Genomic DNA, 16,701 nt, shown 5'->3' on the forward strand with positions numbered 1-16,701 from the left:
GAACTCGGGTGAGACGCCGCCGTCTCCCCTGTCTGTGACAGTCGACTGACGCGAGAGCGCCGCTGTCGAACGATTTTTCTCCCGACTCCGTGACCGAGCGTGCGTGCTGTTGGTCGTGACTTACTCGCAGGCGGCGCGGACGACGCTTCGGAACATCTGTCGGACCCACGACGAGGTCGTGGTCCGTCGACTGGGTCGCGCCGCGCTCTTCGACGAGACGGAGTTGGCCGCCTTCCTCGCGCTTCGGCTTCGGGAGAAACACGACGAGGCCGTGCAAATCGAGCGAACCGAGCCGTTCAACGAGTTCGCGGCGGTCCCGGACGCGGTCCGCGAGGCCGCGGCCGCCTACGAGGACCGCGAGTCCCCAGCGACGCCGTACAGCAAGTTCGCCTCGGGCACCGACTACCCGTCGGCCGCGGAGATGCAGCGCCGCGAGCTATGAGGCTTCGGCTTCCCGACGGGACCGTCCACGAAGGACCGGCTATCGACCTCGCCGACGGACCGTTCGACGTCGGTGCCGACGAGGTCGTCGCCGCGATACGGGGGGACGACGGGGACGACGGGGACGACGCGACCGGCGCGCTCCGAATCGACTGTCCGCCGCCGGGTCCCGGGTACGACCGCCTCGGTCGGATTCCCGTCTCGAAGCCGACACCGTCCCGCGGCTGGCTCCTCGCGGCGGTCGGTCGGTCCCGCGGGCTTCGCTCTCCCGTCGCCGACGACCTCGGCCGACTCGAAGCGAAACTCGCCGAGCGCCGCGACGATGGGGTCGAAGGGGAGGCGGACGAACACGAATCCATCGACACGTCCGCGGCCGCGCTCCGCGAGGCCCGCCGCCGCGTCGCCGCCGCCGGCGAGGACGAGTCCCGACTCAGAGAGCGCGTCGCAACCCTTCGCGGTCGGGTGAACGCTCACCGAGACGCTGGCGACGACGAGGCGACTGAGACAGCGCAATCGGAACTCGTGGAGGTCGCGACCGAACTCTCCGAGGTCGAAACCGAACGCGTCGCGGCCGAACAGCGGCTTTCGGCGCTCGAACGGGCGGCCCGAACCGAGCGAGACAGCCGCGAGGCGCGACTCAAACTCGAAGACGCGGTCGAGAACCGCCGTCGGGAGGCGCGGGCGTACTTCGCGGCCGAACTCGGCGATGCGTTCGAGGCGGCGCTCCGGAGCCTCGTGGCGACTCCGCCGCTGATGGCGACTGCGGAGTCGCCCGCCTCGGTGGCAGACCTCGAATCGGACCCCGTCGCACGCGCGCTCGCCGCCGTCCGCCTCGCCGACCTGTCCGCCCCGGTCGTCATCTCGTGCGGCCGGTTTTCGGACGCCGAGGCCGCGGCGAACTGGCTCGACGCGCCGGTCATCAGATGCCGGCCGAACGACGGGTGAGCGAGCCACACCGGGCGTTGATTTATATACGAAGCGGCGGCCAGCCCCGCCATGCACTCCGATATCGACGTGACCGTAGACGACGGCGTCGCCCTCGTCTCGGTCCGAGTCCACAACGACGCGCCGGTCGACCGGCGCGTCAGGCTTCGCAACCGACTCGACGGGTCGGTGCTCCCGCCGCGTCGCGCCGGCGTCCCCGAAGCCGGATGGGACGACGACGGGTTCGAAGGCGTCGTCCCCGCGAGTTCGACGGTCGCGCTCGGCTACGCCGTCTCCCCGTCGTCGACGGCCGACCGCGACGCCGCCGCCACCGACTTCGACGCTCGACCCGGGTGCGCGGTCGATATCGACGTACTCGGCCGCGCCGACGGGTCGGAGCAGGCCACCGGTTCGACCCCCGAAGACGCGGTTCGAACGCTCGGTTCGGCGCGACCGCCGGCCGATGCAGTTCCCGTCTCTTCTGACCTGCCGCCGACGACGCGGGAGTCGGAGACGCCCGAACCGACACCTAGCACGACGAGCGACGCGTCAGATGGCGAGCGCCGCGAGCCCCTTCCGAGTCCCGCATCACAGACCCACTCCGAACGTCCCGAACCGTCCGAACAGCCCACGGACGCCGACGTGTCGGCGGCGGTCGGGACTTCCGAGGAACGCGGCCGCGAGACTGAGCAGTCGCTCGGGTCGGAGCCACTGGAGCCGCCGGAGCCACTGGAGTCGCTCGCGGCGTTCGAGCGTCGCATCGACCTCGCCGAGCGACTGGACGGCGCGTCGGTCGCGGCCGCCGCGGCGGCGCTCTCAGAGGCCGACGCCGGCGTCGAGGCGCTCGAATCGCTCGATTCTGACCGGGAGCGCCTTCGCCGGCTAGCGGCGCGCGCGACGGCGCTCGCGGACCGCGCCGCCGACGCCGACCCCGACGTGGACGCGCTCCGGAGGCTCGCGTGATTCTCGCGGTCGTCTCCGGGAAGGGCGGCGTCGGGAAGTCGACGCTGTCGTTCGAACTCGCGGCGGAACTGGGCGCGGTCGTCGTCGACGCCGACCTCGGGATGGCAAACCTCCCGTACGCGCCCGGTCCAGACCTCCACGACGTGCTCGCGGGGCGCGCGGACCCGCTCGAAGCCGTCCGCTCGAGCGGCCCGGTCTCGATTCTGCCGTGCGGTCGGACGCTCGCCGGTGCGCGGGCGGCCGACGTGCGCCTCCTCGCCGACGCGCTTCACGCGGTCGAAGCGGCCTACGGCGACGTGGTCGTGGACTGCCCCGCGGGGATGCGCGCCGACGCCGGCGTTCCTCTCACTATTGCCGACGCCTGCCTCGTGGTCGCGTCGCCCAAGGGGTACGCGCTGGCCGACGCGGTGCGGACCCGCGAGCTCGCGCGCGAACTCGACTGCGGGCTCGCCGCCGTCGCGGTCAACCGCGTCGTCGACGAGGTGCCGCTCGACGCCTTCGCTGACGTGCTCGGCGCGCCGGCGACGGCGGTCCCCGCGGACTCTCGACTGGCCGAGGCGGTCGAGCGGTTCGAACCGGTCGTCGCGTCGTCGCCGAAGAGCCTTCCCAGTAGTCGCGTTCGAGAACTCGCGGACGCGGTTCGCGTAAGCGGTCGGTAGAAACGTCGTCTCGTCTTCGGTCCGTTCGTGCGGACGCAGTTCGATTCTCGCGTCTTCCTCGCCGTCGTCTCAGTTAGCGAGTCTCGTCGCCTGTCGGCGTCGGCTCACTCGCGGAGCGCCACGTACGTCTTGCGGAGCGTTACGGGCGTCACGTCGGCCACGTCGGCGGCCTCGGCCTGCGTGCAGTCTTCGCCGCGGTCGCGAGCCGCGGTGTAGAGACACGCCGCGGCGACGCCGCAGGGGTTCTTGCCGCCAACGACGCCCTCCTCGCGGGCTTCGGCGACGTACTCGCGCGCCCGGCGCTCGGTGTCGCTGTCGAGGTCGAGCTTGGTCGCGAACCGCGGCAGGTACTCGGTCGGGTCGGCGGGCGCGACGGGGAGGCCGAGGTCGCGGTTGAGCGCGCCGTAGGCCGCTTGATGTTCCGCCTCAGTGGCCTTCGACACGTCGCAGACCTCCTCGACGCTCCGGGAGACGCCGGCGACGCGGCAGGCGGCGTAGACGCAGGCCGCGGCGAACCCTTCGAGCGAGCGCCCGCGCAAGAGGTCCTCGTTCTGGGCGGACTCGAACAGCGAACACGCCTGGTCGCGGATGTGGTTCGGGAGCGACAGCGCGCTCGTCACGCGGCGAATCTCGGTGAAGGCGTACACCTGATTGCGCTCGCGCTTGGTCGAGATGCGAGCGCGATTGTGCTGGCGGCGCATGCGGGCGAACTGCCGGCGCTTGCGACCCTTGATACGCGTCGAGCGACCGATTTCGGTCGACAGGCCGCGGTCGTGGCGCGAGCGGGTGAGCGGCGCGCCGGTGCGGGCGGGGTTCCGGTCGTCGTCGGCGAACGAGCGCCACTCGGGGCCGTGGTCGATGCGGTACTCCGAGACGACGAGACCGCAGTCGGTACAGACCGTCTCGCCGGCTTCGAAACCGAGGTGTCCGTCGCATTCGGGGCAACCCTGGGGGGAACGTGCTTCGCTCATCACAATTGAAAATTGGTCGCGAACGGGTATTTAAACACGGGTTGAATCGGGTGTATAACCCCGATTGCTGCCGCTAGAGCCTACCGATAACCGGTGGGTTACAGACTCAATTTTGATACTGATTAGGAACGCTTTTACTCGGTAGGTGCGGACCACCGAGCGATGGGACTGTCGGATATCGCCGCCGCGTTAGAGACGACGACGACTGAACAGCGCTCGCGCTGCGTTCCGACTGTCGACGACACCGGTGTTTCCCTCCGCGAGCGCTTCGAGGCGCACGCAGACGCGCTCCCCTGTGCGCCTGCGGCCGCGGAGCGGGTTGTCGAAGCACACGGGTCGGGCACGTCAGTCGGCGAGAGCGCGAGCGACGCAGGCGTCGCTCCGGTCACGGCGGCGAAAGTCTTGCACCGTTGCGGCGAAGCGGGCGTGATTCCCCTCGCACCCGAGGCGCGACGCATCGTCCGCGATTGGATCGACGGACGAATCTCGCGCGCCGACGCGCTCGCGCTCACCGGCGCGGAGCCGTCGGAGTTCGCACTCGCGACGTACGTCGAGACGCACGACCCCATCGACCCCCTCGTCGAAGCCGTCGAGGGCGCGCTGACCGACCGCACCGACGCGGCCGTCGCGAAGCGCGACTCGCTGGCCGAGACCATGAGTTCGGTCACCGACATGCAGTTCTGACGCGGGACACGCCTCCCCACCTCCCGTTTTCACGCTCGCGAGCGGCGGCGCTCACCAGCCGTCCGTCTGTACTCTCGAAACTCGCTCGGCGCGTCGCGCGATTCAGCGACGGACGTACTCGCCGACCGAGGTGAGCACGCCGCCGGCGGCCGTCACCGAATCGAGTTCCACGTCGAGGAGGACCTCCGCGACTGCGGCGACGCCCGCCGCGAGGTCGGCGTCGTCGCGGCACGCCGGCGCGTCGGCGATGTCGTTCGCCTCGGTCTCGGGAACAATCACGTCCGCGTCGCCGAGCGCGCCGAGCGTGGAGACGACCGCGTCGATATCAGCGCCGATGTCGGCGGCCCGGGCGCTGAGACGACCGATGGCGTCGGCACCGCGGTCCGTGGCGGGCGCGACGAGCGCGACGCTGTCGCAGGCCGCGGCGGCGGCGACGGTCTGATTCGACGCGAGGAGCGGCGCGTCGACGAGCACGTGGTCGAAGCTGTCTGCGGCCTCGGCGATGCGACCCTCGAACGCCCGTGCGGCATCGGGGGTCATCGCCCGCGCGAGTCGCTCGAACGGGGCCGCGGCGGGGCAGACGGCGACGCGTCCCTCGGTGTCGGTCTCGAAGTCTACCAGCCCCGACTCCAGCGGCACGTCCGCCGCGTCGGTGACGAGCGACGTCGCGTCGGGGTCGAGCGCTCCCGAGACGTAGTCCGAGAGCCCCTGCGTGGCGAACGCCGCGTCGAGGACCGCAACGTCGCGGCCGTCGGTCGCGAGCGCCGCGGCGAGTTCGAGCGTCAGTCGGGTCGTCCCTGCGCCGCCGGCGACGCCGACGAGCGCGGTGGTTCTGGGGGGAATCGGCATACCGCGACTGGTCGGGTTCTCGAATTAATAGCTTCGGTCGGCCGGAATTGGTGTCGCCGGAGGACACTATTCAGCTCGCAAAGATGATTTTGACGGCCGGCGGTGGGGCTAGACCGACCACTCGTCGTCGGCCGCGTCAGGGTCAGAACCCGGCACGGCGTCCGTACAGGCCCGGTAGAAACAGACCTTGTAGGTTCGCCCGACGAGCGTCGTGACCGTCGAGGCGACGGCTAGGACGGCGATGTCGACCGCCGGCATCGGCGCTTGGAACGCCGTCACCGCGCCGGCGACGGTGGTCGCCCCGTCGAGGCTGACGAGCCAGAGGACCGGCAGGTCGACGACCGAGGTTGCGACGGTCGCCACGACCGCGTAGCCGACGACGTGCCGGAGGTTGCCGAAGACGAAGTCGACGCTGCGGCTGAGCGACCCGCCCGCGGTCTTCCCGTCGAAGACGACGGCGGTGTCGAAGAACGTGAAGAGGTAGACGACGGCCGCGAGGGCCGCGAAAGCTGCTCCGGCGGCGGCGAGTTCGACGAGCGTGAGGCTCGCAGAGCCGTTCAGAACCGCGTCGATTCGATCGAAGCCGATGTAGCCGACGACGCCGCCGCCCACGACCAGCGCGACGATCATGATGACGAGGCCGGAGAGGATGCTCGCACCGAGCAGGCTGACGTAGTAGCGCTGTGCCGCGGTAGACGCACGCAGGTCGGTGTCGGAACCGGGTCGCGCGCCGTCGATGACGGTGTAGAACGCGCCGATGAGCGCCGGTGAGCCGAACAGTACCAGGATCGCCCCGACCACACTGACGAGACCGGTGGCGTTGTTCAACGCGCCCATAAGCCCGAACGTGAGGGCGAACGCGACGAGCACGGGCGTCTTGGTGACGACTTGGAGGGTCGTTCGAAACGATTGGAGGACTGTCACGTCTGCCGGTACTCACGGCGGCCCTATGTGTTTTTACATCGACACGATTTGTTGGTGAGCGCGGCGCCGGCAGGAGAGGTCGGTTCCGTCAGCCCGAGATGGCCGCCTCGATGTCGGCCAGTTCCTCGTCGGAGAGGTCGGGTCGCTCGCCCGCGACGGCGTGGATGGGACTGCCGCCGTCGCCCTCGAACCGCGGGACGATGTGGACGTGGACGTGGTCGACTTCCTGGCCGGCGGCGGGGCCGTTGTTGATGCCGACGTTCGTCGCGTCGGCGTCGACCGCCGCCTCGACGCGCGGGACGAGGTCGTTCACGGCGGCGAAGAGGTCGGCGGCCGCGTCGGCCGGCACCTCGTCGAGTCGGGCGTGGTGCTCCTTCGGGACGACGAGCGTGTGGCCGGGCGCGAGCGGGTTGGCGTCGAGGAACGCCAGCGAGTGTTCGGTCTTGTGGACGATTCGGCCGGGGATGTCGCCGTCGACGATGGCGCAGAAGATGCAGTCGGACATACGTGGCACGTCGATTGGCGGGAAAAAGAAAGTTCGCACCGGTTCGGGGTCGGGGACGCGTCAGTTCCGCTCGGTGGACCGTTCGCGGTCGGCGGCGTCGTATTCGCGGCCGACTCCGGCGTTCCCGTTGTCGGTGGCCGCGCCGACACCGTCACCGCCGTTACCTCCGTCACCGCCGAACCGCGCCCGAATCCGCGCCAGTCGCTTCTTCACGCCGGCGACGAACAGGTCCATCGCCTTCAGGACGGGGCGGAAGACGACTTCGAGAATCAGGTCAGCGATGAGGTCGCCGAGCATCGGTGTGGTCGAACCATGTCATTCCACGGTCATGAATATGCGGGGTGTCGGTCGGTGCGGTCGGCGTCGTCGACGCGGCGGCCTCAGGGGAGACGCGATTCCAAGTCGGCTAGGTACTCGTCTAACTCGTAGCCGAGTCGGGAGAGCCACACGTCGCGGTACGAGGGGTGCAAAAGCGGGAGTACGGTGTAGCCGAACCGCTCGCTCTCGACGGGTTCGAGGACGGTATCGAGAAAGCCGTCCAGCGAGGTGTCGTCGAGCGAGAGGACGCTTTCGGTCGCGTGGCGGCCGGTCGGAACCACCACGTCGGGGTTGACGGCTTCGAGTTCGGCGACGAGGTGGTCGCGGCAGTTTTCCTTTTCCGCGGCCGTGGGCGCGCGGTTCGACCCCTCGCCGTCCGAGGGGAAGCACTTGACCGCGTTCGTGTAGAAGACGCCCGACTCGTAGCCGACGGCGGCCATCGTCTCGCGGATGCGGCGGCCCGAGTGCCGGGCCGTGTAGGACATCCCGGTCCAGTTGCCGCCCCGCCAGCGGTCGGCGTCGGGATTGCCCGCACCCGGCGCTTCGCCCACGACCATCACGGTCGCGTCGTCGGGACCGACGCCCCACGAGATGCGGTTGCGGCACTCGACGAGCGCCGGACAGCGGTCGCAGTCGGGCTCGAGGACGAGCGTCTCGTCGTCGTCGGGGAACCGCGGGTCGGCGTCGGCCATCTACTCCGTCAGGGGGAGCACGATGCCGAAGATAATCGGCGAGAACAGGACCAGTGCGATGCCGAGCCACTCGGCGTCGAAAAACAGCGTGCGCTCCCAGCCCGGAAGTGCGCCGCCGTTCATCGCGAGCGCGACTTTCGCGCCGACAGCGCCGAACAGGAACAGCGCGAGCCCCAGTCCGAGGCCGGTCTTGGTCATCCGCGGGTAGTCGATGTCTCCGTAGCGTCCCATAGTATTCCGAGATACGGGGACTGGGAAAACCGTTTCGAGAGACTGTGTGATATGTTACCGTTCGAGTTCGTCGGCGAGAACGGGGGCCACAGATACCTCGCTCACGTCGCGCTCGATGGTGTCGGTGCCGACGACGCGTTCGATACCGGCGCGCGCGAGTTTCGTGCGGGCGTTGCGGGCGAGAAGCGGGTGGACGGTCGCACAGAAGACGCGCTTCGCGCCACCGTCTGCGAGGACGGCGACGGCCTCGCTCATGGTCGACCCGGTGGCGATGATGTCGTCGGTGATGACCACGTCGCGGCCCTCGAAGTCGGCGTCGCTCGGCGTGATTTCGACGTCGGTCCCGGAGTGGCGCACCTTCTCGAAGTAGTCGGTCTCGCCCTCGCCGTAGGCGTCGCGGACGGTCTCGGCGATGCCGATGGCCCCCGAATCGGGCGACAGAAACAGCGGGTCGTCGAGCGCGGGGAGTGGTTCGGCGAGTCGCCCGGCGGCGTCGACGATGTCGACGGGCACGTCGAAGAACTCCGAGACGGCGTCCTCGTGGGGGTTGACGAGCACGACGCGGTCGGCCGTCGTGCTGACGGCGCGGGCGACCGCGCGGGCCGAAATCGGGTGGCCGGCCTCGAACGCCTTGTCCTGTCGGGCGTAGCCCATGTACGGGATGACCGTCGTGACCTCGGACGCGCCGGCCTCGCGGACCGCGTCCTGCAGTTGGAGGAGTTCGACGTAGGCGTCGTTGCTGGCGGTGCTGGCGACGATGGTGGCGGCGTCGGCGTCGAAGTCGGGAACGGCGGCCAGCGTCTCGCCGTCGGGGAAGCGGTCGTACTCGACGGCCGCGAGCGACTCGCCGAGTTCGGCGGCGAGCGCGGCCGCGAGTGCCTGGGAGGATGCGCCGGGTACGAGCATACCCGTTCGTCTCTCGTGGGGGGTAAAACCGCTTTTCGTTGCGTACAGCCGCGTCGCGTGTCAGCGAACCGCGACGCCGACGGTGTCCAATCCGAGCACTTGCGTCCGCCAGTCGCCCCCGGTCAGCCGAACGCAGAAGCCCCCCGCGTCGGTGACGGCGTAGGCGGCGCGGGCGTCGTGGGCGAGCGCGACGACCGTCTCGTCCAGCGGAATCGGGGCGGCGTTCCACTCGTCCGACTCGTCGTCTCGCGCGACGACGCCGTCCGGTCCGACCGCGTGGGCGCGGCCGTCCGGCATCGACGCGACCGCCGAAAACGCCCCGTCGAGCGCGTCCATCCAGCCGTTGCCGAGCGCGTACAGCCCCGAGTCGGTCGCGGCGAGCGGGGTTCCCGAGTCGCCGCCGAGACGGCCCGCGGGGTCGGACACGTCGCTCACGCCGTCCAAGCCGACGTGCGAGAGACCGTCGTCGCCGATGCGGTAGACGCCGTCTTCGGCCGCGACGAGGCTCCCGTCGAGGGCGCGGACCGATTCGACTTCGCCGAGGTCGGTCCACCCGGACTCGTCGAAGCGGGCGACACGACCCGAGTCGGCGGCGGCGACGACGCGATTCCGGTGGAAGCCGACGGCCGTCGCGGGCCCGAAGCCGAGTTCGTGGTAGTCGTCGCCCCGGACGAGCAGTACGTCCTCGTCGGTGGCGACGGCGACTTCCCCGGGCGACCCGGCGGCGTCCCGCGCGGCGCACCGGCGGTCGACGCGGAAGCCGCCGACGAGGTCGTCGGACACGTCGACGGTCACGACCCCGACGCCCGCGGCGACGTACACCGTCTGCTTGTCGGACTTGTCCGCGTACACCCGCTTTTCGTCGATAGAGAGGTCGAAATCAGCCATCCGTTGGCCCGAGGTTCGCGGCGGGGTTCGGAAAGGATTGTGGTCGTTCCCGCGGCGCGGCGACGGGTCGGACGGGCGCGCGGCCGAGAAGTGTGATTACAGAAATTCCCGCACGTCGGAGTACCACATGTCGTGGTGGTCGAGTTCGCCGAGCGCCTCGGCCACGTCGACCGCGAGGACGTGCCAGCAGCGCTCGCCCTCGTCGGGGTCGAGGTTGTACTGGGAGTCCTTGCAGGTACAGCCGCGGTCTTCGACCACGTACTCGTCGTCGTAGCCGACGACCACGTCGAAGTCGCGGTAGCGCTTCACCCGTCGCTCGGAGACGGCCTCGATGGCCGTGACGCCCCGGTCGCCGTGGGCGTCGACGATGGCCTGCACGATCTGCGGCGAGAGCCGCCCGGCCGCTTCGAGGGCCGCTCGCCAGTCGTCGGCCGAATCCACGCCCCCGATTTCGTCGGTGGCGGTGAAAACGCATTCGATGCCGCGGGGGAGGACGCCCGCCACAGCCGCGGCGCACAATCGCATCGCAACCGGTTTCCGCCCGCGCGGGCGACTGCGGGTATGCACGTGAGCGAGGGAGGCGTCGAAATCGAGGTTCCCGACGCCCGCGACGGGGCGTCAGCGGGGACCGGCGACGATGTCTTCTACAACCCCACACAGGAGTTGAACCGGGACATCACCGCGGCCGTCCTCCGCGCCTTCCGCGAGCGCGAACCCCGCGCCGAGAGCTACCTCGACGCGATGGCCGCCTCGGGAATCCGGGGCGTCCGCGCCGCCGCCGAGGGTTACGACGTGACCTGCGCCGACCTCGACACCGACGCCGTCGAACTCGCCCAGTCGAACCTCGACCGCGCCGGCAACGGCGGCGAGGCGGTCCACCGAAACGCCAACGCCCTCATGTACGACTCCGTCTTCGACGTGGTCGACCTCGACCCCTTCGGCACGCCGATGCCCTTCGCCGACCCCGCCTTCGCCAACACTCGCGACCTCGTCTGCATCACCGCTACGGACACCGCCCCGCTGTGCGGCGCACACCAGAAAAGCGGCATCCGGAAGTACGGCTGTCTCCCGCAGAACACCGACTACCACCCCGAGATGGGCCTTCGGACGCTCCTCGGCGCGATGGTCCGCACCGCCGCCCGCTACGACAAGGCCGCCGTCCCGGTTCTCTCGCACGCGACGCGCCACTACGCGCGGGCGTACCTCGAACTCGACGAGCGGGCGACGAAGGCCGACGAACTCCTCGAATCGACCGGCTTCGTCTACCACTGCGAGGACTGCCTCCACCGCGAGGCCGAGCACTCGCTCATCGCCCACCCGCCCGAAGCGTGCGCCAACTGCGGTTCCACCCGCATTCTCGAAGCCGGCCCCATCTGGCTCGGCCCCGTCTCCGAACCGGCGTTCGCCGAGGCCGTCCGCGACGAGGTGACGGAGGATTTCGGCACCGCGAAACGCGCCCGCAAACTCCTCGACACGCTGGCGGTCGAACTCGACACGCCGACTCACTTCGACCAGCACCGCCTCTGTAAGCTCTGGGGGCGCTCGGCCTCGAAGATGGAGACCTTCCTCGAAACGCTCCGCGACGCCGGCTACGACGCCACTCCCGCGCACTACCACGGCACCGCGTTCAAGACCGACGCGACGGTCGCGGAGATACGCGAGGCGACCGCCGCGCTCGACCCCGAAGCCTGAGCGACGGGTGCTCGTAACCGGCTCACGCCGCCGCGTCGGCGGGTAGCTTCTTTGTCTCCCGTGTCGTTTTGGTGATACGTGAGCGCCAAGATTCGAACCGTCGTTCCCGTCGCGCGGGCCGTCGTCGACACGATTCGGGAGAAGGAAATCTCGTTTCTCGCGGCCAGCATCTCGTACTACGCGCTCGTCTCGCTGATTCCGCTTCTCGTGCTCGGCGTCGTCGTCGCCACCGCGGTCGGCGGCGCGGAGTTGCAGGCGCAGCTCCAGACGCTCGTCGAACGGTACCTCGTCCCGACCGGGCAGGACCTCGTCGAGGAGGCCCTCACGGACCGAGCCGGACAGGGTAGCGTCGGAGCGGTGAGCCTCGCGCTGACGGTCTGGGGCGCGCTGAAGCTCTTTCGCGGCCTCGACATCGCGTTTTCGCGCATCTACGGCTCCGAGGCCGGCGGTCTCCTCGACCAACTTCGAGACGGCACCATCGCCCTCGCCAGCATCGGCGTCGGCACCATCGGCGTCGCGGTGCTGACCGCGCTGCTCGGCCTCCTCGACGTGCCGTTCCTCCAACTGCTCTCGCCGCTCCTGTTGCTGCTCACGCTCTGTGCGGCGTTCTTCCCGCTGTACTACGTCTTCCCCGACGCCGACCTCTCGCCGCGGCAGGTCGTTCCGGGAACCGTCTTCGCGGCCGTCGGCTGGACCGTTCTCGGAATCGGGTTCGGGGTGTACGCGTCGGTGGCCGGCGCGTCGGTCGCGGGCGCGCTCGGGACGCTCCTGTTGCTCGTGACGTGGTTCTACTTCTCGGGGCTCATCCTGCTTTCGGGCGCGGTCGTCAACGCGGTCCTCGCGGGGGTCGGCGGCGACGCGCTGCCCGCGGAACCGCGTGACCCGCCGGGGGGACCGCCCGGAGTGGACCGGCAGGTACAACATACGGGAGGCCGACATGACGCTCGTACGGATATGAGCGACGACCGAGGTGACACCGATGGGCCGCGGACGGAGGACGCCGGCGACGCGGAGACCGGCGCGTCCGTCTCCCCGCGCGGCGCTCCCGACATCGAGGAGCTGGAATCGCAGGTCGAGGAACTCCGCGCCGACCTCGACGCGTTCGAGGACGACGTGACGGACCGGACGGTCGAAAAGCCCAAGCTCGAAGCCGAGTTGAAGCGCTACGTCCGCCGTCGGATGCGCCGCGGCAAGGCTCGCGGTTGGGGACCCTACCTCGTGCTCGGCTACGGCGTCGTCCTCACGCTCGGCGCGTTCTACTACCTCCAGTCGGACCTCATCGCGGTCGTCGCCATGCTCATCATCTTCCTGTCGACGCTCGGGCTCTACGTCCTGTTCGTCATCTTCGGCATCGGCCTGAACGCGCTCGGCCTCCCCGGCCGCGCCGTCGACGCGGTCCGCGAACGCCGCGGCTGAGATGTTCCGGTCTGCACTCGCGCTTCAGACTCGCGGGTTCGGCGAGCTAGCGCTCGCGGACGCGCCGGATGCGCTCGTCTTCCTGTTCGGTCTCGTCACCCAACTCGGCGACCAGTGGTTCTTCTTCGTCGCGTTCACGTCGCTGTACTGGCTCTGTCGCCCACGAATCACGGCCCGTCCACGGCGAACCGCGGCCGCCTTCGTCGGCCTCGCGCTCGGGTCGCTGGCGCTCGTCACCGCGCTGAAAGTCGGCTTCGCCCTGCCGCGACCGCCGACCGCGGCCGTCGCCGATGCCCCCGCGTGGCCGTCGCCGCTCTCGGACCTGTTCGTGTCGTTTACCACCGACGACGGCTTCGGCTTCCCGAGCGGCCACGCCCTCGGGACGACCGTCGTCTACGGGGCCGCGGTCTCGCTTCTCGACGTGTGGAACCGCCGCCGCCGGCTCGTCGCCGCGGCGGTCGTCGTCGCCACCGTCTCGCTCTCGCGGATTTTCCTCGGCGTCCACTACGGCGTCGACATCGTCGTCGGCGTCCTCCTCGGCCTGGTCTTTCTGAAGACGGTCTTTTCGGTCGCCGCCGCGGACGACCCCGACGCGGCCGGCCACCTCGAGCCGGCGCGGCTGTTCGCTATCGCGGCCGGCCTGAGCGTTCTCGCGCTCGCGGTGGTGTTCGCCACGGGCGTCCCCGGACACACGGAAAACGCCGCGGCGGCCCTCGGCGGGTCGCTCGGCGGCCTCGTCGGCTGGGCGCGACTCGCCGACCACGAGTCGCTGCCGACGCTGTCGCCGCCGGTGGCGCTCGTCGCATTCCTCGGCGCGGGCGGCCTCTGGGTCGGCGTCGACGTGGCCGACGCCTCGGTCCCGGTGACGGTGTTCGCCACCGGGGCGGTGGTCGCGTTCATCCTCGTCGCGCCGAAGTTACAGGGCCGAATCGGGCTCGGCGACGGGGCGACCCAGCGCGCCGACTGACTCGGGCGACGCCGACGGCCGACGCGAGGCTGGCGCTTCCCTTTTCGGACTGCACCGGTTCCGCGACCGCTCACAACCCAACGAGCTTCGCGAGTCCGGTCGCGACTCGGCCACCGCGGCAACGACGGCTCGCGTTCGGTCTCGGCGCGGCGCTGCCGCTCTCCGGCGAGCGGTCGCAAAAGAAAAATCGGTGTGAGGCGTGCGCGACGGTTAGAACGTCTCGAGGTACCGGTCGAGTTCCCACTGGGAGACCGAGACGAGGTAGTCCTTGAACTCGGAGCGCTTGGCTTCGACGAACTTCTCGTAGACGTGGTCGCCCAGGGCCTCCTGGATGACTTCGTCCTCTTCGAGGGCGTCGACGGCAGCACCGAGGTCCTTCGGGAGCGTCTCGATGCCGTATTCTTCGCGCTTTTCCTCGTCGAACTCGTAGATGTTCTCGCGGACCGGGTCGGGGCACTCGAGACCTTTCTCGATGCCATCGAGACCGGCGTGGAGGAGCGCGGCGAGCGCGAGGTACGGGTTACAGGACGGGTCGGGGAAGCGGGCCTCGATGCGCGAGGCGGCCGGCGTGCGGGCGGCCGGCTTGCGGATGAGCGCCGAGCGGTTGCGGTCGGACCACGCGATGTAGACCGGCGCTTCGTAGCCGGGGACGAGGCGCTTGTAGGAGTTCACCGTCGGGTCACACACTGCCGTCACGGCAGGCGCGTGGTCGAGGATACCCGCAGTGAACTGCTTCGCAGTCTCGCTCAGGTCGAACTCGTCGTCGCCGTCGTGGAACGCGTTCTCGCCGTCCTGGAACAGCGAGATGTGCGTGTGCATACCCGAGCCGTTGATGCGGGCGATGGGCTTGGGCATGAACGTCGCGTGGAGGTCGTGTTCGGCCGCGATGGCGCGAACGACGGACCGGAAGGTTGCGACGTTGTCGNCCCGAGCCGTTGATGCGGGCGATGGGCTTGGGCATGAACGTCGCGTGGAGGTCGTGTTCGGCCGCGATGGCGCGAACGACGGACCGGAAGGTTGCGACGTTGTCGGCCGTCGAGAGGGCGTCGTCGTACGTGAAGTTGATCTCGTGCTGGCCCTCGGCGACCTCGTGGTGCGAGGCTTCGATGTCGAAGCCCATGCTCTCGAGTCCGTAGATGATGTCGCGGCGCACGTCGGACGCGAGGTCCTTCGGCGCGAGGTCGAAGTAGCCGCCGGCGTCGTTCGTGACGGTCGTCGCGCGGCCGTCTTCGTCTTCTTCGAACAGGAAGAACTCCGGTTCGGGGGCAGCGTTCACGTCGTAGCCCATCTCTTCTGCGCGCTTGATAGCGCGCTTGAGGACGCCACGCGGGTCGCCGCTGAACGGCTCGCCGGTGGAGGTGTTGAAGACGTCACAGATGAGGCGCGCGGCGGCGCTGTTTTCCTTCTTCCGCCACGGGAGGACGGCGAACGTGGACGGGTCGGGTTCGAGGCGCATGTCGGACTCCTGGATGCGCACGAAGCCGTCGATGGAGGAACCGTCGAAATAGATGCCTTCGGTGAACGCCTTTTCGGCCTGTGAGGCCGGGATGGAGACGTTTTTGACCGTTCCGAGAATGTCGGTGAACTGGAGTCGGAGGAAGTCGACATTCTTCTCTTCGATCTCGTCGATGACTGCCTGTGCCTCGTCGCTCAGGCCGCCGTCGGTGAGTGCGTTGTCTTCCGTCATTTTCCTGAACACGCGATTCGAACACCCGCACTATAAAGACCTTTCCGCTTAATGCAATTCCCCGCACCTCGCCACAGAATTGGATATTCGTAAAATTCTAATCCCCCGGGACGGTGTGTAGATGTAATGACGTACGAAAACCTCGACGCGAAGCTCATCAACGCACTCCTCGGCGACGGCCGGGCGAGCCTGCGAAGCCTCGCCGAAGAACTCGACGTGTCGGTCACGACCGTCTCGAATCACCTGCGAGACCTCGAAGACGAAGGCGTCATCGAGGGCTACACCCCCCGCGTCAACTACGACGCGCTCGGCTACGACGTAACCGCCGTCATTCAGCTCAAAGTCGAGGGCTCTGCGCTCCCCGAAATCACGGAGCGCCTCCGCGCCGAAAAACAGATGATTTCGGTGTACGAGGTCACCGGCGACTACGACATCATCGCCATCGGCAAGTTCCGTGACACCGACGGCATGAACACGCAGATCAAGAAACTGCTCACGGACGCGGACATCCGCGAGTCCAACACCTCGGTCGTGCTCAACGCCGTCACCGAAAACGAGCAGTTCGAACTCGACCTCGACCAGTAACGCCGTCAGACGATTCGCGTTTTCACGTCTCGCATCTCCGACTTGCAGTAGGGACACCGATACCTCGTGTCGAAGCCGTCGGGCGTCGTTTTCGTCGTGGTCTCTATCTCGTGGACCGCCACGTCGCGTCCACACTCTCGGCACTGGACCGCTGGCATCGGTTCGTGTTCATCGACTATTCGAAATAAACCTACTGGGGTCTGTGTATTGTTGTCACACGTCTGTCTATAGACGGAAGGGCACCGCTTCGACTGGAGAACCCGCGGACTTCGGTCGAGACAGACCGAATCTGTCCCCGCGTCTCGGTGCCGATTTCGGCGACTGTTCGAAGGCTCCCGTTTCGACTGGAAAATCCGACGACGACGAGCGATTCTCCGGCCGATAAACCGGAGACGAAAT

General features: G+C 68.9%; 20 protein-coding genes and 2 pseudogenes. 9 read left to right on the forward strand and 13 right to left on the reverse strand.

Going from position 1 to position 16,701, the window contains the following annotated elements:
• Positions 1–103 precede the first annotated feature (103 nt).
• From C457_RS01500 to C457_RS01515, 4 genes are read left to right on the forward strand one after another with little or no spacing between them, the layout of a single operon-like run.
• Complete coding sequence (locus C457_RS01500) at positions 104–442, forward strand: DUF7855 family protein (RefSeq protein ID WP_008091314.1); 339 nt, start codon at positions 104–106, stop codon at positions 440–442.
• Positions 439–1,386, forward strand: a complete 948-nt coding sequence (locus tag C457_RS01505; RefSeq protein ID WP_008091316.1) for a DUF7856 family protein — start codon at positions 439–441, stop codon at positions 1,384–1,386. The genes C457_RS01500 and C457_RS01505 overlap by 4 nt, the downstream gene beginning before the upstream one ends.
• 51 nt (positions 1,387–1,437) lie before the next feature.
• Positions 1,438–2,328, forward strand: coding sequence for a DUF7857 domain-containing protein (locus tag C457_RS01510; protein WP_008091318.1), 891 nt, complete (start codon positions 1,438–1,440; stop codon positions 2,326–2,328).
• Positions 2,325–2,987 (forward strand): P-loop NTPase, encoded by a 663-nt coding sequence (locus C457_RS01515; protein WP_008091320.1) that lies wholly within the window; start codon positions 2,325–2,327, stop codon positions 2,985–2,987. The genes C457_RS01510 and C457_RS01515 overlap by 4 nt, the downstream gene beginning before the upstream one ends.
• Before the next feature lie 104 nt (positions 2,988–3,091).
• Here C457_RS01515 and C457_RS01520 read toward each other — a convergent pair whose 3' ends face one another.
• Positions 3,092–3,958 carry a transcription initiation factor IIB gene (locus C457_RS01520; RefSeq protein ID WP_004973774.1) on the reverse strand — a complete coding sequence of 289 codons (867 nt, stop codon included), beginning with the start codon at positions 3,956–3,958 and terminating at the stop codon, positions 3,092–3,094.
• Positions 3,959–4,120: 162 nt separating this feature from the next.
• Between C457_RS01520 and C457_RS01525 the strand changes: the two genes are divergently transcribed.
• Positions 4,121–4,642 carry a DUF7858 family protein gene (locus C457_RS01525; protein WP_008091324.1) on the forward strand — a complete coding sequence of 174 codons (522 nt, stop codon included), beginning with the start codon at positions 4,121–4,123 and terminating at the stop codon, positions 4,640–4,642.
• A gap of 102 nt (positions 4,643–4,744) precedes the next feature.
• On the opposite strand, the gene C457_RS01530 is transcribed toward C457_RS01525, so the two are convergent.
• From C457_RS01530 to C457_RS01570, 9 genes are all read right to left on the reverse strand, one after another.
• Positions 4,745–5,491 carry a cell division inhibitor gene (locus C457_RS01530; protein ID WP_008091326.1) on the reverse strand — a complete coding sequence of 249 codons (747 nt, stop codon included), beginning with the start codon at positions 5,489–5,491 and terminating at the stop codon, positions 4,745–4,747.
• A gap of 108 nt (positions 5,492–5,599) precedes the next feature.
• On the reverse strand, positions 5,600–6,415 hold the full coding sequence (locus tag C457_RS01535) for a DUF7847 domain-containing protein (protein ID WP_008091328.1): 816 nt from the start codon (positions 6,413–6,415) through the stop codon (positions 5,600–5,602).
• A gap of 88 nt (positions 6,416–6,503) precedes the next feature.
• On the reverse strand, positions 6,504–6,920 hold the full coding sequence (locus tag C457_RS01540) for an HIT family protein (protein ID WP_008091330.1): 417 nt from the start codon (positions 6,918–6,920) through the stop codon (positions 6,504–6,506).
• Positions 6,921–6,980: 60 nt separating this feature from the next.
• A complete protein-coding gene (locus C457_RS01545; RefSeq protein WP_008091332.1) occupies positions 6,981–7,217 on the reverse strand; it encodes a hypothetical protein in 237 nt (78 codons plus the stop codon).
• Between the two features lie 83 nt (positions 7,218–7,300).
• Positions 7,301–7,930 carry a uracil-DNA glycosylase gene (locus C457_RS01550; protein WP_008091334.1) on the reverse strand — a complete coding sequence of 210 codons (630 nt, stop codon included), beginning with the start codon at positions 7,928–7,930 and terminating at the stop codon, positions 7,301–7,303.
• Positions 7,931–8,161 (reverse strand): DUF7860 family protein, encoded by a 231-nt coding sequence (locus tag C457_RS01555; protein WP_004973761.1) that lies wholly within the window; start codon positions 8,159–8,161, stop codon positions 7,931–7,933.
• 54 nt (positions 8,162–8,215) lie between these two features.
• Positions 8,216–9,067 carry a ribose-phosphate diphosphokinase gene (locus C457_RS01560; protein WP_008091335.1) on the reverse strand — a complete coding sequence of 284 codons (852 nt, stop codon included), beginning with the start codon at positions 9,065–9,067 and terminating at the stop codon, positions 8,216–8,218.
• A gap of 60 nt (positions 9,068–9,127) precedes the next feature.
• Positions 9,128–9,955, reverse strand: a complete 828-nt coding sequence (locus C457_RS01565) for an HVO_0234 family beta-propeller protein (protein ID WP_008091336.1) — start codon at positions 9,953–9,955, stop codon at positions 9,128–9,130.
• Positions 9,956–10,051: 96 nt separating this feature from the next.
• Positions 10,052–10,396, reverse strand: coding sequence for an SWIM zinc finger family protein (locus C457_RS01570; RefSeq protein WP_049905024.1), 345 nt, complete (start codon positions 10,394–10,396; stop codon positions 10,052–10,054).
• Positions 10,397–10,516: 120 nt separating this feature from the next.
• Between C457_RS01570 and C457_RS01575 the strand changes: the two genes are divergently transcribed.
• The 3 genes from C457_RS01575 to C457_RS01585 all read left to right on the forward strand — a co-directional run bounded on the left by C457_RS01575 (position 10,517) and on the right by C457_RS01585 (position 14,030).
• Positions 10,517–11,647 (forward strand): tRNA (guanine(26)-N(2))-dimethyltransferase, encoded by a 1,131-nt coding sequence (locus tag C457_RS01575; protein ID WP_008091338.1) that lies wholly within the window; start codon positions 10,517–10,519, stop codon positions 11,645–11,647.
• Between the two features lie 78 nt (positions 11,648–11,725).
• A complete protein-coding gene (locus C457_RS01580) occupies positions 11,726–13,063 on the forward strand; it encodes a YihY/virulence factor BrkB family protein (protein WP_008091339.1) in 1,338 nt (445 codons plus the stop codon).
• 1 nt (position 13,064) lies between these two features.
• Positions 13,065–14,030 (forward strand): phosphatase PAP2 family protein, encoded by a 966-nt coding sequence (locus tag C457_RS01585; RefSeq protein WP_008091340.1) that lies wholly within the window; start codon positions 13,065–13,067, stop codon positions 14,028–14,030.
• A 210-nt stretch (positions 14,031–14,240) separates the two neighbouring features.
• Here C457_RS01585 and C457_RS01590 read toward each other — a convergent pair.
• Both C457_RS01590 and C457_RS01595 read right to left on the reverse strand, forming a co-directional pair.
• Positions 14,241–14,867: pseudogene (locus C457_RS01590) on the reverse strand (glutamine synthetase); the annotation flags it as partial.
• A gap of 106 nt (positions 14,868–14,973) precedes the next feature.
• Positions 14,974–15,717 (reverse strand): annotated as a pseudogene (locus C457_RS01595) (glutamine synthetase family protein); the annotation flags it as partial.
• Between the two features lie 126 nt (positions 15,718–15,843).
• On the opposite strand from C457_RS01595, the gene lrp reads away from it, so the two are divergent.
• Positions 15,844–16,302, forward strand: a complete 459-nt coding sequence (lrp, locus tag C457_RS01600; protein WP_008091341.1) for an HTH-type transcriptional regulator Lrp — start codon at positions 15,844–15,846, stop codon at positions 16,300–16,302.
• Positions 16,303–16,307: 5 nt separating this feature from the next.
• Here the strand turns inward: lrp and C457_RS20495 are convergent, their stop codons facing one another.
• Complete coding sequence (locus C457_RS20495) at positions 16,308–16,460, reverse strand: hypothetical protein (RefSeq protein WP_004045356.1); 153 nt, start codon at positions 16,458–16,460, stop codon at positions 16,308–16,310.
• Positions 16,461–16,701 lie beyond the last annotated feature (241 nt).

Origin of the sequence: Haloferax prahovense DSM 18310, from assembly GCF_000336815.1 — an archaeon.
Taxonomy (GTDB): Archaea; Halobacteriota; Halobacteria; order Halobacteriales; family Haloferacaceae; genus Haloferax; species Haloferax prahovense.

Coding starts and splice junctions, on each gene's coding strand:
- C457_RS01505 (WP_008091316.1), top strand. CDS start 439: ATGAGGCTTCGGCTTCCCGACGGGACCGTCCACGAAGGACCGGCTATC.
- C457_RS01510 (WP_008091318.1), top strand. CDS start 1,438: ATGCACTCCGATATCGACGTGACCGTAGACGACGGCGTCGCCCTCGTC.
- C457_RS01520 (WP_004973774.1), bottom strand. CDS start 3,958: ATGAGCGAAGCACGTTCCCCCCAGGGTTGCCCCGAATGCGACGGACAC.
- C457_RS01525 (WP_008091324.1), top strand. CDS start 4,121: ATGGGACTGTCGGATATCGCCGCCGCGTTAGAGACGACGACGACTGAA.
- C457_RS01530 (WP_008091326.1), bottom strand. CDS start 5,491: ATGCCGATTCCCCCCAGAACCACCGCGCTCGTCGGCGTCGCCGGCGGC.
- C457_RS01540 (WP_008091330.1), bottom strand. CDS start 6,920: ATGTCCGACTGCATCTTCTGCGCCATCGTCGACGGCGACATCCCCGGC.
- C457_RS01545 (WP_008091332.1), bottom strand. CDS start 7,217: ATGCTCGGCGACCTCATCGCTGACCTGATTCTCGAAGTCGTCTTCCGC.
- C457_RS01550 (WP_008091334.1), bottom strand. CDS start 7,930: ATGGCCGACGCCGACCCGCGGTTCCCCGACGACGACGAGACGCTCGTC.
- C457_RS01555 (WP_004973761.1), bottom strand. CDS start 8,161: ATGGGACGCTACGGAGACATCGACTACCCGCGGATGACCAAGACCGGC.
- C457_RS01560 (WP_008091335.1), bottom strand. CDS start 9,067: ATGCTCGTACCCGGCGCATCCTCCCAGGCACTCGCGGCCGCGCTCGCC.
- C457_RS01565 (WP_008091336.1), bottom strand. CDS start 9,955: ATGGCTGATTTCGACCTCTCTATCGACGAAAAGCGGGTGTACGCGGAC.
- C457_RS01575 (WP_008091338.1), top strand. CDS start 10,517: ATGCACGTGAGCGAGGGAGGCGTCGAAATCGAGGTTCCCGACGCCCGC.
- C457_RS01585 (WP_008091340.1), top strand. CDS start 13,065: ATGTTCCGGTCTGCACTCGCGCTTCAGACTCGCGGGTTCGGCGAGCTA.
- lrp (WP_008091341.1), top strand. CDS start 15,844: ATGACGTACGAAAACCTCGACGCGAAGCTCATCAACGCACTCCTCGGC.
- C457_RS20495 (WP_004045356.1), bottom strand. CDS start 16,460: ATGCCAGCGGTCCAGTGCCGAGAGTGTGGACGCGACGTGGCGGTCCAC.